Below are 2,157 nucleotides of genomic sequence, written 5' to 3'. Positions count from 1 at the left end.
WAWWAATTTAAAGCAAAATCATAATCTTACACAAAATTAGTTTTCAAATTGTCATATTGATGATTTTTTTTATTTCATCAAGAGTTTTCGACAAAATTAAAGGATATCTTTGGTATATGGTTTATAGTTGTATGGTACTGGTGGTAAGACATATTTAGGGTAATTAAATGTTGGTATTTCATAGTCATGTGGTAATAAAAAACTAGTTTTATAATTAGTTGTCATATCGCGTAAATAATTATTTAATGTACTTTTTGTTTTTCCACGAAAACTTCATACTGATAAGCGTAAATAATCTTCTTCATTATTTGTATATGGGTTATCAGCATAAAAAATAATTTCAAAATTACCTTTATATAAGGCTTGTATTGAAAACATATCAATTATATAACTACAATTTGTCCCATCTGGTGTTTGTAAGAATTCGCAATCATTATCTTTTTCACTATCACTAACTGGTGTTTGAGCATCGATTGCTCTGGTTTTTTCATTAATTAAGTAAACCCTGTTAGTTTTTTCATTTAATTGTTTTAAATTATAAGTTGAATAAACTAATTCACTTGTTGGTTTTCCATTTTTAGTTAAAACAGTACATTTTAATTTATCAGTTAATAAGGTAGTAAACCCTAAACTAGTAGCATTGGCTCCAAAAATAGCACCAACTTTGTCGCTTCCTTGTTCTCTAAATATTTCAAATGGTAAATAACCTTTTCCTTTTGATTTTTCAGACCAAAAGGCATCATTATAAAAACTATAAACATTAGAACTCATAAAACCATTAAGTCATGGAAAATTAGGTCAAGTTTTTTTATCTTGATTAATAACTCATCCTCATGGAATACCAAATGAAATAAAATTTAAGAATTTACCAACCCCGCCTGGGATAGTAAAAGGATTAAATACTAACTTTTGCGTATAGTTTAAAGGTAATACGGTAATTTGGCGATTAATAAAATTATTCATATTTAAAATATCTCAAACATTACATGCACCCATTTTATTATATTCAAATTGAACTTGACCAACAGTATTACCAAATTCATCTTTTCTTCTAAAATAAGATGAAGCTTGGGTACTAATAATATTATCAACATTTCCACTATTTACTTTTATTTTATTTGGTGGTGTTATTTTTCAACTTTTAGATCAATAAAATTCAGAATTATTATCTTCTTCATTAATAGTTGTCCCAACAGTAGGATTAGTTGCTGTTGAACTTGCTTTATCAGTTATAACAATACCTTCACTATTTTTTTGATTTCAAAAGTCGTATCTACTTTCCATATCTTTTTTTCAATCTTCATAACCAGTTATCATTGTTGGTTGAATACCTTGAATGTTATATCAACTTACTTCTGGTGATGCATAAGTATTTATTTTATCAGGAGGAGCAGGAAACATGTTATACATTAATAAATCTCTTGAATTCATTACTTTTTTATTAAATTGACCTTTAATAATTGGTCTTCCTATAACTGGTATATCAAATAAAATTGGATTACCATAAAATTTAACTGCCATTGCTCTAACCCCTGGATCTTTTAATAAAATATCATCTAATTCAACAATACCTTTATTTAATTTTTCATCATAAGTTATTTTAGGAAAACAATAACCCTCTCCTGGAGCACTTGTTTGAATAAATTGTCTTACTGCCAAACCACTATTACTAATTTTGTCATTAATACTTGAAAATGTAATTTCTTGTCATAAGAAACTACCATCATATGGTGAATAATAATTAATAACATTTGATGGATATAATCATTGTCTATCTTGTGGTGCAGAATTAATATCACCACCACCAATATTTAAACCACGGTCATTAAATACAGTATAAAAATTATAATAATCATTAATATTTAATTTATCWGCATCTTCATCTAAAATTAATAAAGTATATTGTCTTTCGGTTGATTGCTGAGTAAATACTTGTTCAAATTTAGCATCTCCAAATTGAATAGAACTTCTATCATCAATCATATAAGCATCTCAATATTTACCAACTTTGACTTCTTTTGTATAAAAGTTATCTGCTTTATTATCATTAATAAAATAATTTAATTTATATTTATTTAAGTATTCTAACATTCTATTAATATCATAAATGTTTTCACCATCAATTAATTTTCAATAAACATTATTATTTTCATCTTA

1 protein-coding gene is annotated in these 2,157 nt (G+C 25.8%); it reads right to left on the bottom strand.

Features of this window, described 5'->3' with window-relative positions:
• Positions 1 to 96: 96 nt before the first annotated feature.
• The gene (locus EHV01_RS04935; RefSeq protein WP_422066481.1) at positions 97 to 2,091 is read right to left on the bottom strand and encodes a hypothetical protein; all 1,995 of its coding nucleotides are present in this window, start codon (positions 2,089 to 2,091) and stop codon (positions 97 to 99) included.
• Positions 2,092 to 2,157 lie beyond the last annotated feature (66 nt).

The sequence above is a fragment of the Spiroplasma sp. hy2 genome (genome assembly GCF_044714365.1).
GTDB lineage: Bacteria > Bacillota_I > Bacilli_A > Mycoplasmatales > Mycoplasmataceae > Spiroplasma > Spiroplasma phoeniceum.
The sequence above is the reverse complement of the archived record's forward strand: the minus strand, read 5'-3'. Positions and strand labels throughout refer to the sequence as shown.